The sequence below is a fragment of the Klebsiella pneumoniae subsp. pneumoniae HS11286 genome (genome assembly GCF_000240185.1).
Lineage (GTDB): Bacteria > Pseudomonadota > Gammaproteobacteria > Enterobacterales > Enterobacteriaceae > Klebsiella > Klebsiella pneumoniae.
In genome coordinates this window covers 4,354,579-4,368,601 of record NC_016845.1, presented here as the reverse complement: position 1 = coordinate 4,368,601, position 14,023 = coordinate 4,354,579, and the positions used below count along the sequence as shown (strand labels likewise).

The following is a 14,023-nucleotide window of genomic DNA, read 5'->3' as shown; positions in this document are numbered from 1 at the left end:
TGGTATCGCTCCGGCCTTCTGAGCAATTATTGTCCATACGCAAAAGTGCGGATCGTCCATACTCCTGAACACGGGTATAATGTTACCGCTCTGTATAAACAGGGTTATTAACTATTGGAAACGCATTTTTTGTTACTTTGAAAGTTTAATGTCCATCACAAAACCCATCCTGCCAGCAATATAGTCCATATCTTTGGCTTATCCTGCCTGACCCATTCATCCACCAGTCACGTACTTTCGTCTTATGTCTTACTCTGTGTGGCAGGAAAAAATGACTTCAATCAGTAACGACTCTACATTATCGCCGCGGACGCAACGTGATACCCGGCGGATGAACTGGTTTGTTTCCATCGCCGCGGCGGTGGCGGGCTTGCTCTTTGGCCTGGATATCGGCGTGATATCCGGAGCGTTGCCCTTTATAACCGACCATTTCACCTTATCCAGCCAGCTTCAGGAGTGGGTGGTTAGCAGCATGATGTTGGGGGCGGCGATAGGCGCGCTGTTTAACGGCTGGCTGTCGTTCCGCCTTGGTCGTAAATACAGCCTGATGGCGGGGGCCGTACTCTTTGTGGCCGGCTCTATCGGATCCGCTTTTGCCGCCAGCGTGGAGGTGCTGCTGGTGGCCCGCGTGGTGTTGGGCGTGGCAGTCGGGATTGCCTCTTATACCGCGCCGCTGTACCTCTCCGAGATGGCCAGCGAGAACGTGCGCGGGAAAATGATCAGTATGTATCAGCTGATGGTCACCCTTGGCATTGTGCTGGCGTTTCTTTCCGATACCGCCTTTAGCTACAGCGGTAACTGGCGCGCCATGCTGGGCGTGCTGGCGCTGCCGGCGGTGATCCTGATCATTCTGGTCGTCTTTTTGCCGAACAGCCCGCGCTGGCTGGCGGAGAAGGGACGCCATATCGAAGCGGAAGAAGTGCTGCGGATGCTGCGCGATACCTCGGAAAAGGCGCGCGACGAGCTTAACGAGATCCGTGAGAGCCTCAAGCTGAAGCAGGGCGGTTGGGCGTTGTTTAAGGTCAATCGTAACGTGCGCCGGGCGGTGTTCCTGGGCATGCTGCTGCAGGCGATGCAGCAATTCACCGGCATGAACATCATCATGTACTATGCGCCGCGTATCTTTAAAATGGCGGGCTTTACCACTACTGAACAGCAGATGATCGCCACCCTGGTGGTGGGCCTGACCTTTATGTTTGCCACCTTTATTGCGGTGTTCACAGTGGATAAAGCGGGCCGCAAGCCAGCGCTGAAAATCGGCTTTAGCGTGATGGCGCTGGGCACTCTGGTGCTGGGCTACTGCCTGATGCAGTTCGACAATGGCACCGCATCCAGCGGCCTCTCCTGGCTCTCCGTCGGCATGACCATGATGTGTATTGCCGGGTATGCGATGAGCGCGGCGCCGGTAGTGTGGATCCTCTGCTCCGAGATCCAGCCGCTAAAATGCCGCGACTTCGGTATCACCTGCTCGACCACCACCAACTGGGTGTCGAACATGATCATCGGCGCCACTTTCCTGACGCTGCTTGACGCGATTGGCGCCGCCGGCACCTTCTGGCTCTACACGGCGCTCAACGTGGCCTTTATCGGCATCACCTTCTGGCTGATCCCGGAAACCAAGAATGTCACCCTCGAGCACATTGAGCGCAACCTGATGGCGGGCGAGAAGCTGCGCAACATCGGTAATCGTTAATGTGAGGCGCGCGGCAACCACGGGCTGGCGACTTTGCGCGTCTCCCGATGGTTGTCGCCGTGAATGATATGCAGGGCGCTCAGGCGCCCGATGTCATAATGCGGCAGTTGCACTGTGGAGAGCGGCGGTAGAAACAGATCGCCAATGCCCACCATGTTGTCGTATCCCACTACCGCCACGTCCTGTGGAATGCGTAACCCCTGGCCCAGCAGCGTCTGATAGACCATAAACGCGATGCGATCGTTGCCGCAGATCACTGAGTCAAAGCCAGGTTTACCCTCGCGGATATGCGCCAGCACCACCGCCGGGATATCGTGGTAATGCTCATCGCCCTGGCCCATATACGAATGGCTCAGATGGTCCGGTTCGATACCGGCCTCCCGGCAGGCGCGCTCCAGCCCCCGGCGGCGGCGGATCGTCGCCGGCTGGCTGGCGGGTAAGTGCAGGCACAGCGGACGACGATAGCCAGCGGCAAGCAGGGCTTTCACCGCATCGTACTGCCCCTGTTCATCGTCCGGGATATAGCTGGCCACCGGCTGGCTGAGGCTTTCGCAGTTGGCCAGCACGCAGGGCAGAGTCAGCAGTTTTTCCGGCAGCGGTACCTGGCGCAGGCCCATGGTGGTAAAGATAATGCCGTCCGGACGATGGGAGAGGAGCAGGTCGACCACCGCTTCCGGACGATCGTCAGAAAACATATTGACCACAAAGCTGTTCCAGCCGTGGGCGCGGGCCGTCTCTTCGATCGATAAGGTGATCTCCACCGAAAAGGGCGTGGTCACGGTATCCAGCGCCAGCACGCCGATGGTGCTGGGGGTGGCGCGCGCCCCGCGGATCTTCTTCGCCGACAGGTCGGGGACGTAGTTGGTTTCGGCGATGGCGGCCTGCACGCGGGCCAGTGTCTCAGGCTTCAGCCGCTCCGGGGTGTTCAGCGCCCGTGAGACGGTCATCAGAGATACATTCGCCAGTTTTGCTACATCTTTCAGGGACGCCATTTTTTCCTCCGCCATTGCCGCAGAGTACAGGCTATACAACTAAGTCGCTGATGTAAAAGAGTGAAACGATTTTCTGCTATCGCCGTCGTGAGCTATGTTGCGGTTGATTTTTGATCGCGATCGCATCTTCATTATGTTAACGTTAACTTTTGTGATTAACATCATATATCGCAGCGAATCCACCTGCGTTTTGTTTTTTGTTAACGTTACCATAATTGCATTCCTCTAACACGAGAATGTCATGATGAAAGCGCCTCACTCACACAGCTACCCGTTGCTCAGTGCCTTACTGTTTTTCTTTTTCGTGACCTGGTCGTCATCCGGCTCCTTGCTCTCTATCTGGCTTCACCAGGAGGTTGGGCTGAAGGCAGGCGATACCGGTATTATCTATGCCGTACTGTCGGTTTCCGCGCTGTTTGCGCAAGTTTGCTATGGATTTATCCAGGACAAGCTGGGGCTGCGCAAACATCTGCTCTGGTATATCACCGCGCTGCTGATCCTCTCTGGTCCGGCGTATCTGCTGTTCGGCCACCTGCTGAAAATCAACGTCCTGTTGGGCAGCATTTTTGGCGGGATCTATATCGGTTTGACCTTTAACGGCGGCATCGGCGTGCTGGAATCTTACACCGAGAGGGTGGCGCGTCAGAGCCAGTTTGAATTCGGCAGGGCGCGGATGTGGGGCTCGCTGGGCTGGGCGGTGGCCACCTTCTTCGCCGGCCTGCTGTTTAACATCAATCCGCAGCTAAACTTCCTCGTCGCCAGCTGTTCCGGGCTGGTGTTCTTTATCCTGTTGGCGCGGCTGCGGGTCTCCTCGGCGCCGCATGCGATGCAGGAGGCGGTATCGGGCGGTAAGGTGACCCTCGAAGATGCGCTGCGCCTGCTGACGCTGCCGCGCTTTTGGGCGCTGGTCTTCTTCGTCATCGGCACCTGCATTTACGGCGTCTATGACCAGCAGTTCCCGGTCTATTTCTCATCGCAGTTCGCGACCCTGCAGGAAGGCAATGAGATGTATGGCTACCTCAACTCCTTCCAGGTGTTCCTCGAGGCGGCCGGCATGTTCTGCGCGCCGTGGCTGGTGAACCGCATCGGCGCCAAAAACGGTCTGATTTTCGCCGGCATGGTGATGGCGATGCGCATGGTGGCCTCCGGTCTGGTGGAGGGGCCGCTGCTGATCTCCATCACCAAACTGCTGCACGCGGTGGAGTTGCCGATACTGCTGGTGGCTATCTTTAAGTACAACAGCCTCAACTTCGATAAACGTCTCTCCTCCACCCTCTATCTGGTGGGCTTCGCCTGCACCAGCTCGATTATCGCCAGCGTATTGTCGCCGCTGGCGGGCTACAGCTATGAAAAATATGGCTTCGCCCAGTCCTACCTGATCATGGGCCTGCTGGTGTTCTGCACCACCTTTATTTCCATCTTCTTGTTGCGCTCCGGCAAATCCTCCGCCGATCCGCTGGTGTCGCAACCTACCGCTATCTGAATCAAAAAGAGTGAAAATGATGACTTACACAATCTCCCGGGCTGAACAGGTACTCCAGACACAACGCCAGGCGCTTAATCTGCGCTGGTATCCGCACTATCACCTGGCGGCCCGCGCCGGGTGGATCAACGACCCAAACGGTCTGGTGTGGTTTGACGGCTGGTACCATGCCTTTTATCAACATCACCCGTACTCCACCCAGTGGGGACCGATGCACTGGGGGCACGCGCGCAGTAAGGATCTGGTGCACTGGGAGCATTTGCCGGTAGCCCTGGCGCCGGAGGGCCCGGAGGATAAAGACGGCTGCTTTTCCGGCTCGGCGGTGGTCGATGGCGATACCCTGGCGCTGATTTACACCGGGCATAAGTTCCACGGCGATCCTGGCGACGAAGCCAATCTGTATCAGGTGCAGTGTCTGGCCACCAGCCGCGACGGGATCCACTTTGAGCGCCAGGGGATGGTGGTCGACACCCCGCCGGGTATGCACCACTTCCGTGACCCGAAGGTCTGGCGTGAAGGAGACTGCTGGTACATGATCGTCGGCGCGCGCGAAGGCGATACCGGCCAGGTGCGGCTGTACCGTTCAGCCGATCTGCGCCAGTGGCAGGACGCGGGGGTGCTGGATGAAGCGGAAAGCACCATGGGCTATATGTGGGAGTGCCCGGACTTCTTCACCCTCAACGGCAAACGCGTTCTGATGTTTTCCCCACAGGGGATGCAGGCCGCGGGGTTCAGCAACCGCAATCTGTTCCAGAGCGGCTATCTGATCGGCGAGTGGCAGCCAGGCCAGCGTTTTATTCGCCATGGCGAATTCCGGGAGATGGATAACGGCCACGATTTCTATGCCCCGCAAAGCTTCTCCACCCCCGATGGCCGGCGGATCGTGATTGGCTGGCTGGATATGTGGGAATCGCCGCTGCCGGAGCAGCAGGACGGCTGGGCGGGCATGCTCTCCCTGCCGCGCGAGCTGAGCCTGAGCGCGGATGACCGCCTGCAGATGCGCCCGGCGAAAGAAGTGGAGAGCCTGCGCGGCGCCTGGTTCCCGTGGCCGGTCAGCACCCTGAACAACCAGCAGACGACGATGGTCGACAACTGCGAGGCGATGGAGGTGAATCTGCGCTGGGACTGCGCCCGCAGCAGCGCCGAGCAGTATGGTCTGCGCTTTGGCGATGGCCTGCGCATCTACATGGATGCCCAACAGCAGCGTCTGGTGCTGGAACGGCATTATCCGCAGTATGGCCTGTGCGGGACGCGCAGCGTGCCGTTGACCGCCGGGGCGGATCTCAACCTGCGAATATTTTTCGATAGCTCTTCGGTGGAGGTTTTTGTCAATGACGGCGAAGCCTGCCTGAGCAGCCGTATCTATCCGCAGGCTCCCCGCCGTGAATTAGCGTTATTTGCCTGGAGCGGCGCGGCGGCATTAACCGAAGCCGGCGCCTGGCAGCTCGAATAATAATAAGGCTGTTGTCGTTAATAACCCGTCTTTGACGATGGGCGGGTTATTATTGCCTGCATCGTCGTGCGTTACCCATTAATAAAAAATTCAGTTCATTCCATAATAAAAGGGTTTACCGATGAATAAAATCTGGGTCGGGTGTTTTCTGACGTCTCTGTATCTGCCATCCGTTATGGCGCAGGCGCCGTTATCGCTGGAGGAGCGACTGGCGCAAATGGAGCAGCGGCTAAAGGCGACGGAGGCGCGCGCCGCCAGCGCAGAGGCGGAAATTAAGACGCTGAAAGGCCAGCAGCAGGCCGCGACGGTCGCCCGCGCGGCGCCTGCTTCGCCGCGTTTGCAGCTAAATGACAATGGCGAATTAAAATTTTATGGCGACGTCGAATTTAACCTCGATGGCGCCAGTCGCACCGGCAGCCTGACGTCGGTCAAAACCAGCGCGAATAAAAGCTGGGCGCCCGGCGATAAAGAGCGCTGGGATATTAACGGTCGTATTCTGCTGGGTTTCGATGGCAGACGGAATGGCGCCGACGGGCAATATGCCGGATTCAGCGTGCAGCCTCTGGCGGATATGGATGGCAAAATGAATCTTGATGATGCGGTATTTTTCTTCGGCCAGCAGGATGACTGGAAAATAAAAATAGGCCGCTTTGAAGCCTGGGATATGTTCCCGCTGAATCAGGATACCTTTATTGAATATTCAGGTAATACCGCCAACGATCTCTATTCCGATGGCTATGGCTATATTTACATGATGAAAGAGGGGCGCGGGCGCAGCAGCAGCGGCGGTAACCTTCTGTTTAGCAAAACGGTGGATAACTGGTATTTCGAAGTTAACACCCTGGTGGAGGACGGCAGTTCGCTGTTTGTCGATCAGAACTATCATGGTAACGCGCTGGAAAACCGCAAAAATGTGGTGTACGTGCGGCCGGTGGCGGCATGGCAGTCCGGCGTCTGGTCGGCGGCCGCGGCGATAGAGAGCAATCTCGTCAACAATGCTTACGGCTATCAGAGCCAGAGCGGACGCTGGGTCGACCAGTCAAACCGCACCGGCTACGGGCTGACCATGAGCTGGAACACCCTGAAAAGCGATCCGCAGGATGGGGCGGTGGTCAATCTGAGTACCGCCCTGCTGGACGCGGCGGACGAAACCGACTTCAGCGCCGGGATCAACGCCCTTTGGCATCGCGTGGAGCTGGGCTATATCTATGCGCACAATAAAATCGACCAGTTCAATATGGCCGGGGTGACCAGCGAATGCGATGGCGATTGCGCTATCCTGGCGCCGGGGCGCTATGACATCCATACCTTGCACACCTCCTGGCAGTTGCCGAATATCATGGCGATGCCGAACTTCAATATTTACCTTGGCGCCTATGCCTCGTGGCTCGATTCCACGGCAGCGAAGAGCGGGAATCCCGATGAACGCTACGGCGCCCGGGTGCGCTTTAAATATTTCTTCTGACAGGGCCGTCTGGCAGACCCTCCCGCGGCGTGCGCCGCGGGAGAGTTCAGACGGGCAGGTTAGCGCATCGCGCGGCGCAGAATGCGGTCGGTCTGGCGCTGGAAGTCCTCGGCCGCTTCTTCCACCGACTTTTTACCGTAGTCGATGTACTGCAGGGTGGTGCCGAACTGGGCGACGATCTGCGGATCGTCGAAGTACGGGGAGACCGGCAGAGCGGTGGGCAGGGATTGCGCCAGCTTCAGGCCGGACACCGCCGGATCGTCGGCTTTGATTACCCCATCCTCGGTCAGGTAGGTGACCGCCGCTTTACTCAGCGGCACGCCGCGCTCCAGTCCAAGAATATCCACCCCTTCTTTGCTGTTCAGCAGGAAGTTAATCACTTTCGCCGCCGCCTGCGGGTTTTTCGTCGATTTGCCAATCGATAACATTTGCGCGGGCTTGAAGAACAGTCCGGCATCGGTGGCGCCCGGCAGCATCGGGTATTCCCCCAGCACCAGCTTCGCCGGCGGCTTCAGGTTATCGGAATATTTGTTGATGGTGGAGTTCCACATGTAGGTCCCGCCCCATTCGCCCTGGATCCACGGCTTCATTTCGTACATGTTGCTCTTGCCGAAGGAGGCATAGTAGCGGGTGTCCGGCATCACATGGCTGTCGATAAGCTTCTTATACATACCGAAGAAATCCGCCCACTGCGCTTTGCTGTAGGAGAATTTTCGCCCTTTCTCATCGATGGCCGGCTGATTGTATTTTTGCACCATATAAGAGTTGAGCAGGGCCAGCACGTCCTGGTGTTCGAGCACCACCGGGTAGTACTGTTTCCCGAGCTTGCTTTCGAAAGTTTTTCCCGCCGCCATGAGTTCATCCCAGGTTTTCGGGAAGGGGATGCCCGCCTTTTTCCATGCTTCGTCGTTAAAGTAGAAGACGCGGGCGGTGACGGAAATTGGAATACCGTTAAGCTTGCCGTTGACCGTGGTGGACTGCAGTTCTTTGGCGTCGAACTGGCTGAGGTCGATCTCGTCTTTCAGGGTATTCAGATCGTAAAAGCCATCGCCATTTTTCGAAAAGATCGGCAGCCAGTTCCAGTTGGTCTGCATCACGTCAGGCTCGGTACCGCCGGCAATCTGGGTGGTCAGGCGTGAAAGATGGCCGTCCCAGCCGGTGTATTCTGCTTTGACGTTGATGTCTGGGTTTTGTTTGTGGAATTCCTCCAGCGCCTTGAGGGTGACCTGATGGCGGCCGTTGCCCCCCCACCAGGACATACGCAGGTCGACATCCTGCGCTAGCGAAGAGAAGGCGCTAAGGCCCAGGGTGGCGGAGAGGGTGGCGCTTATCAGCACGTTTTTCATTGTTATGCTCCAGGGTTCACAGAGAGAGGTTCTGTTCGGTTTTGGCGTCAAAGATGTGACACTTGTTGAGATCAAAGGTGAAATAGACTTTGCGATTCAGTCCCTTGGCAATCATCGGCTTCGCATCGTCCGACGGCACGCGGGCGGTCAGCTCATAATCAGCAACCCTGAGATAAACAAAGAATTCATGTCCCATGTTTTCTACGCGTACCATTTCACCCGCGCAGGAACCTTCGGCAAACGGTTCATCGGAGAGAGAGACAAACTCCGGGCGCACGCCAAAGAACACCTGCTGATTCTTATGGGTTTCAACTTTGCTTTGCAGCCGATCGTTGAGCGGCAGCCGCTGATCGCCCAGCGTCAAATACAGGCGACCACCGTGCTCAACCAGCTGGCTGGGACGAATATTCATCTCCGGCGCGCCGATAAACCCGGCGACAAACATATTTTTCGGCTGGTGGTAGAGATTGTCCGGGGTATCAACCTGCATAATGTGGCCGAGCTTCATCACGCAGATGCGGTCGCCCATGGTCATCGCTTCCGTCTGATCGTGGGTGACGTAGACGGTGGTCGCCGGTTTGCCAGATTTTTTCAACTGCTTATGCAGATCGGAAATGCGGATCCGCATCGAGGCGCGCAGCTTGGCGTCAAGGTTGGAGAGCGGTTCGTCGAACAGGAAGACGTCCGGTTTTTTGACGATCGCCCGGCCCACCGCCACGCGCTGCGCCTGGCCGCCGGAGAGCTGGCGCGGCAGGCGATCGAGCAGTTCTTCCAGTTCGAGAATTTTCGCCGCTTCTTCCACCTGTCTGTCGATTTGCGCCTTCGGCAGCTTGCTTAGTTTGAGGCCAAAGGCGAGGTTTTCGCGCACCGTCATATGCGGATAGAGGGCGTAGTTCTGGAACACCATCGCGATGCCACGGGATTTAGGCGCCAGGTTGTTGACGATTTTGTCCCCAATCCGCACCTCGCCGCCGCTGATGGTCTCCAGGCCCGCCAGCATGCGCAGGGTGGTCGATTTGGCGCAGCCGGAGGGGCCGACGATCACCATAAATTCGCCATCGGCAATCTTCAGGTCGATACCATGCACCGCTTTAAACCCGTTGGAGTAGACTTTTTCCAGTTTGTTGAAAATCACTTCAGCCATGATATTTCCCTCTTAACCTTTGATTCCGCTGCTGGTCACGCCCTGCACGAAGTAGCGTTGAGCCAGGAAGAAGACAATGATGGACGGCAGAATGGAGATGCTCGCCATTGCCAGAATTTCGTTCCACGGCGCGCCTTCCGTGACGTCGATAGACATTTTTAGCGCCAGCGCGATGGGATACTTATCGACGCTGTAGACGTAGATCAGCGGACCGATAAAGTCGTTCATCGACCACATAAACTGGAACAGCGCCACCGAGATAATGGCCGGCTTGAGGATCGGCACCACCACATACCACAGCACCTGGATGGAGTTGCAGCCGTCGATCTGCGCCGCCTCTTCCATATCGCGCGGCACGCCGCGCAGAAACTGGATCAGCATGAAGACGAAGAATCCCTGGGTGGCGAAGGCCAGCGGCAAGTACAGCGGCAGATAGCTGTTCAGCATCCCCATTTCGCGGAACATCAGGTACTGCGGGATCAGCAGGACGGTGCTCGGCAGCAACATGGTGGTGATAAGCGTTGCGAACCAGAACTTCTTCCACGGGATCTCAAAGCGTGCGAAGCCGTACGCCACGATGGTGGAGGAAATGATCGTTAACACCACTTTCGGGATCACATACTTAAAGGTGTTCAGCATATAGTGGCCGAAATGGTATTCGGTGCCGGTCTTCCAGCCGTTGATAAACCCGTCCCAGGTGGCGTGGGCAGGCCACAGCCCGAGGGTGGTGAAGATCTCATGGTTCGGCTTGAACGAGGCGGAGAACATCCACGCCAGCGGGTAGAGCATCAGCAGGCCGACGAATATCAGCACGACGTAGCGCACCACCCGGCTCACCTTTTCCCGGCGCAGCGTACGGGCGACCTCACGATCGGCGTCGCTCATCACCGGCGCCATCTGTTGAATATCAGCCATTTTTGCCTCCCTTATCGGCGGAGTAGAAGACCCAGTATTTCGATGACTTAAAGGCGATCGACGCAAAGACCGCCACGACGAGGAACAGCACCCACGCCAGCGCGGCGCCATAGCCCATGTCGAAGTACTTAAAGGCGGTATCGTAGATATAGAGTGAGAACAGGTAGGTGTAATAGGTCGGACCGCCGCCGGTTATCACGTACGGGCCGGTAAACTCCTGGAACGCCTGGGTGGTCTGCATAATAAAGTTGAAGAAAATCACCGGGGTGATCAGCGGCACGGTGACCTTCATGAACATCTGCCACTTTGAGGCGCCGTCAATCATTGCCGCCTCATACTGCGACTGCGGAACGTTCTGCAGCGCGGCGAGGAAGATGACCATCGCGGAGCCAAACTGCCAGACGCGCAGCAGGGTGACCGACATCAGCGCCAGGGAGGGTTCCCCCAGCCAGTTGATGGCATCGATGCCAAAGACGGCGAGAAAACTGTTCAGCAGGCCGTCAATGGCGAACAGGGCGCGCCACAGCACGGCAATCGCCACCGAGCTGCCGAGGATCGACGGGATGTAATAGGCGGTGCGGAAAAAGCCGATGCCGCGCAGTTTGAAATTGAGCACAAAAGCAATGCCGAGGGCGAAAGCCAGTTTTAAGGGGATGGTTAAAAAGACGTAGGCAAAGGTCACCCCCATCGATTTCCAGAACAGGCTATCCTCGGTCAACATATAGCGATAGTTTTCGATGCCGTTAAATACCGGCGGGCTCATCAAGTCGTACTCGGTAAAACTGAGAAAGAAAGATGAAACAAAGGGAAAAGCGGTAAAGACGATCAGCCCGATGATATAGGGCGATATCCATGCCAATCCCAGCAGCTTGTTTTCATTCATACATACCTACCTGGCTTACGAGTTGTAATACGGATCCGGTGACGCCGCGCTGTCGGCCTTTTACGCCTGACAACGCAAAAATGTCTGAACGCTTCCTCTGCTTAACATGTCATTGTTAATTAATGGGTTATTCTTTAACTGGTCTAGCAGGTAAGGGCTGTCAGCCCCTTTTTTTATGCTGAACTGTTTTTTATAAAACGCCGTTTTAATTTCATTTTATTGCGATTTGTTTCTGCGTCATGCAGATCAGGATGGAAATGTGATCAAAGTCGAAACGATGTTTCAAAAAGGTGAGGTGGTAAGCATTTTGGCCGTAAAGGGCGTCTGAAAGGAATGAAAAATTAGGCTTAACTGAGCGGGAAATATAATTACCAGGATAATGATTGTGACAGCATCTTTTTATTGAAGGGCGCCGGGCAGTAACCGGGGACGGCGAACGCCCCCGTTATGGATTAGCCTTCAAGAAAATCTTCGCGAATGGGAGTAAAGGTATCGAGCAGCGTGCCGGGCTGCAGGCAGACGCAACCGTGCATAATCCCCGGCCGCTTATACAACGTATCGCCGGCGCTGACGACGCGCGTCTCCTCGCCGATGGTGAACTCAAACTCGCCGGAAAGCACATAGGTGAGCTGTTCGTGAGGATGGTTATGCATCGGGCCGACGGCGCCGGCGGCAAAATTCACCTCCACGGCCATCATTTTGCCGTCGTGGGCCAGAATGCGGCGGGTTACGCCATTGCCGAGGTCTTCAAGGGTGGTGTCTTTATGAAAAATAAACATCGGGCGATCCTGTTGTTAAAGTGAAACATTGTTTCATTTAACTTATCCCACTCTTCATGAAAAAGAAATACGCGGCCAGAGAAGTGGAAAGTTGATCACAAGTTTGCTTCACTGGCAGAAACGACATAAGGAGCAGAAGATGAAAACCATTGGCCTGTTAGGCGGCATGAGCTGGGAGTCCACGATCCCCTATTATCGGTTGATCAATGAGGGCGTTAAGGCGCGACTGGGCGGCCTGCACTCTGCCAGCCTGGTGCTGCACAGCGTCGATTTTCACGACATCGAAGCCTGCCAGTCCGCCGGCGACTGGGATCGCGCCGGGGAGATCCTTGCTGAGGCCGCGGTCGGGCTGCAGCAGGCGGGGGCCGAAGGCATTGTCCTGTGCACCAACACCATGCATAAAGTCGCAGATGCCATCGCCGCCCGCTGCCAGGTTCCCTTCCTGCATATTGCCGATGCCACCGGACGGGCGATTGCCGCCAAAGGTCAGCGCCGGGTCGCGCTGCTGGGCACCCGCTATACCATGGAGCAGACCTTTTACCGCGGTCGTCTGCAGGAGCAGTTTGCCATCGAGACGCTGATCCCTGAGGCTGACGATCGGGCGCAGATCAATCAGATCATCTTCGACGAACTTTGTCTCGGCACCTTCAGCGAGGCGTCGCGGGATTATTATCTGCAGACGATCGCCGCCCTGGCGGAGCAGGGGGCGGAAGGGGTTATTTTCGGCTGTACGGAGATTGGCCTGCTGGTGCCTGCCGAGCTCAGCCCGCTGCCGGTCTTTGACACCGCGGCGATCCACGCGGAAGACGCGGTCAACTTTATGCTCTCTGCAGGACCGACGCCAGCGGCGTGAGGATCTGCGGCAGACTCTGCTGCAGGTGGGCAACAAAGGCGTCGACCAGCGCCGAGCGCGGGCGGTGGAGAGGGCGGATCAGGCTGACGGTAAACGGCACCTCGACGCTGAAGCGGCGCACCACCACGCCGCTATCGGCATAGTCCAGGGCGGTTAACGGATTCACCACCGAGATCCCGGCGCCGGCGCGCACCATGGCGCAGATCGAGGCCGCGCTGTGGGTTTCGACCACCATCCGCCGTTTAACCTGATGCTCAAGGAACAGGGCGTCGAGCAGCTGGCGATAGCTGTCGGTGCGCGACAGGCTGATGTAGTTTTCGCCCTGAAAATCGGCGGGGGTCAGCGTCGCCTGCGCCGCCAGCGGATGGCCGGCGGGCAGCACGCAGACTTCATTCAGCGTCAGCAGCGGGGTGCGTTCGGTGCCCGCGGGGGTATGCAGGGTCTCCGTCAGGCCAAGGTCATGGCGCTGGGCGGAGAGCCACTCCTCCAGCAGCGGCGACTCCTGGGGGACGATCTGCAGGCTGACCTCCGGGTAGCGAGCGAGAAACGGCGGCAACAGCAGCGGCAGAAAGGACTGGGAAAACACCGGCAGACAGGCGATCGACAGCTCGCCCTGGCGGAACTCGCGCAGGCTCTCGGCGGCGCTGACGATACGGTCCAGGCCATACCAGGAGCGCTGAACCTCCTCAAACAAACGCAGGCCCTGCACCGTCGGCTGCAGGCGACCGCGGGTCCGCTCAAACAGCTGCAGGCCGAGCACCTTCTCAAAGCGCGCCAGCTCGCGGCTGACCGTGGGTTGCGAGGTGTGCAGCATCCGCGCCGCTTCGGTCAGGTTGCCGGTGGTCATCACCGCGTGAAAGATTTCGATATGACGCAAATTGACGGCTGGCATGCGGTCTCCGTGAGGCTCGGCTGGAACCATATCATTTTTGCATAGAGTCGCGATAAAACGATATTTTTTATTCGTCCGCCACTGTGGCGTAATCGAAAAAAACAGCGACCAACACACGCACTGCA

13 protein-coding genes are annotated in these 14,023 nt (G+C 57.3%); 6 read left to right on the top strand and 7 right to left on the bottom strand.

The genetic code is table 11. From position 1 onward, the window contains the following. Positions 1–256 precede the first annotated feature (256 nt). On the top strand, positions 257–1,693 hold the full coding sequence (locus tag KPHS_43300; RefSeq protein ID YP_005228630.1) for a low-affinity L-arabinose transport system proton symport component: 1,437 nt from the start codon (positions 257–259) through the stop codon (positions 1,691–1,693). On the opposite strand, the gene KPHS_43290 is transcribed toward KPHS_43300, so the two are convergent. Then, entirely contained in the window at positions 1,690–2,685 is a 996-nt protein-coding gene (locus KPHS_43290; RefSeq protein YP_005228629.1) for a LacI transcriptional regulator, read from the bottom strand. The two genes, KPHS_43300 and KPHS_43290, sit on opposite strands and share 4 nt — an antisense overlap. A gap of 94 nt (positions 2,686–2,779) precedes the next feature. Here KPHS_43290 and KPHS_43280 point away from each other — a divergent pair, with 94 nt between their 5' ends. The 4 genes from KPHS_43280 (at position 2,780) to KPHS_43250 (ending at position 7,086) form a co-directional block, all read left to right on the top strand. Further along, positions 2,780–2,914 carry a hypothetical protein gene (locus KPHS_43280; RefSeq protein YP_005228628.1) on the top strand — a complete coding sequence of 45 codons (135 nt, stop codon included), beginning with the start codon at positions 2,780–2,782 and terminating at the stop codon, positions 2,912–2,914. A gap of 12 nt (positions 2,915–2,926) precedes the next feature. After that, positions 2,927–4,168, top strand: a complete 1,242-nt coding sequence (locus KPHS_43270; RefSeq protein ID YP_005228627.1) for a galactoside permease — start codon at positions 2,927–2,929, stop codon at positions 4,166–4,168. Between the two features lie 19 nt (positions 4,169–4,187). Further along, positions 4,188–5,621: a glycoside hydrolase gene (locus KPHS_43260; protein YP_005228626.1), complete on the top strand. Its 1,434-nt coding sequence runs from the start codon at positions 4,188–4,190 to the stop codon at positions 5,619–5,621. Between the two features lie 121 nt (positions 5,622–5,742). Next, positions 5,743–7,086: a glycoporin RafY gene (locus KPHS_43250; protein ID YP_005228625.1), complete on the top strand. Its 1,344-nt coding sequence runs from the start codon at positions 5,743–5,745 to the stop codon at positions 7,084–7,086. A gap of 59 nt (positions 7,087–7,145) precedes the next feature. On the opposite strand, the gene KPHS_43240 is transcribed toward KPHS_43250, so the two are convergent. The 5 genes from KPHS_43240 to KPHS_43200 form a co-directional block, all read right to left on the bottom strand. Then, the gene (locus KPHS_43240) at positions 7,146–8,432 is read right to left on the bottom strand and encodes a putative ABC transporter periplasmic binding protein (protein ID YP_005228624.1); all 1,287 of its coding nucleotides are present in this window, start codon (positions 8,430–8,432) and stop codon (positions 7,146–7,148) included. Between the two features lie 16 nt (positions 8,433–8,448). After that, entirely contained in the window at positions 8,449–9,576 is a 1,128-nt protein-coding gene (locus KPHS_43230; protein ID YP_005228623.1) for an ATPase, read from the bottom strand. A 12-nt stretch (positions 9,577–9,588) separates the two neighbouring features. Beyond that, positions 9,589–10,491, bottom strand: a complete 903-nt coding sequence (locus KPHS_43220; protein ID YP_005228622.1) for a putative binding-protein-dependent transport systems inner membrane component — start codon at positions 10,489–10,491, stop codon at positions 9,589–9,591. Next, positions 10,484–11,374, bottom strand: coding sequence for a putative inner membrane permease of oligogalacturonide ABC transporter (locus tag KPHS_43210; protein YP_005228621.1), 891 nt, complete (start codon positions 11,372–11,374; stop codon positions 10,484–10,486). Before KPHS_43210 ends, KPHS_43220 begins: the two co-directional genes overlap by 8 nt. A 452-nt stretch (positions 11,375–11,826) precedes the next feature. Further along, entirely contained in the window at positions 11,827–12,153 is a 327-nt protein-coding gene (locus KPHS_43200; protein ID YP_005228620.1) for a cupin domain-containing protein, read from the bottom strand. Between the two features lie 139 nt (positions 12,154–12,292). On the opposite strand from KPHS_43200, the gene KPHS_43190 reads away from it, so the two are divergent. Next, positions 12,293–13,006 carry an aspartate racemase gene (locus KPHS_43190; protein YP_005228619.1) on the top strand — a complete coding sequence of 238 codons (714 nt, stop codon included), beginning with the start codon at positions 12,293–12,295 and terminating at the stop codon, positions 13,004–13,006. Here the strand turns inward: KPHS_43190 and KPHS_43180 are convergent. Continuing rightward, a complete protein-coding gene (locus KPHS_43180; protein YP_005228618.1) occupies positions 12,972–13,898 on the bottom strand; it encodes a DNA-binding transcriptional regulator LysR in 927 nt (308 codons plus the stop codon). The genes KPHS_43190 and KPHS_43180 overlap by 35 nt on opposite strands. Between the last annotated feature and the right edge of the window lie 125 nt (positions 13,899–14,023).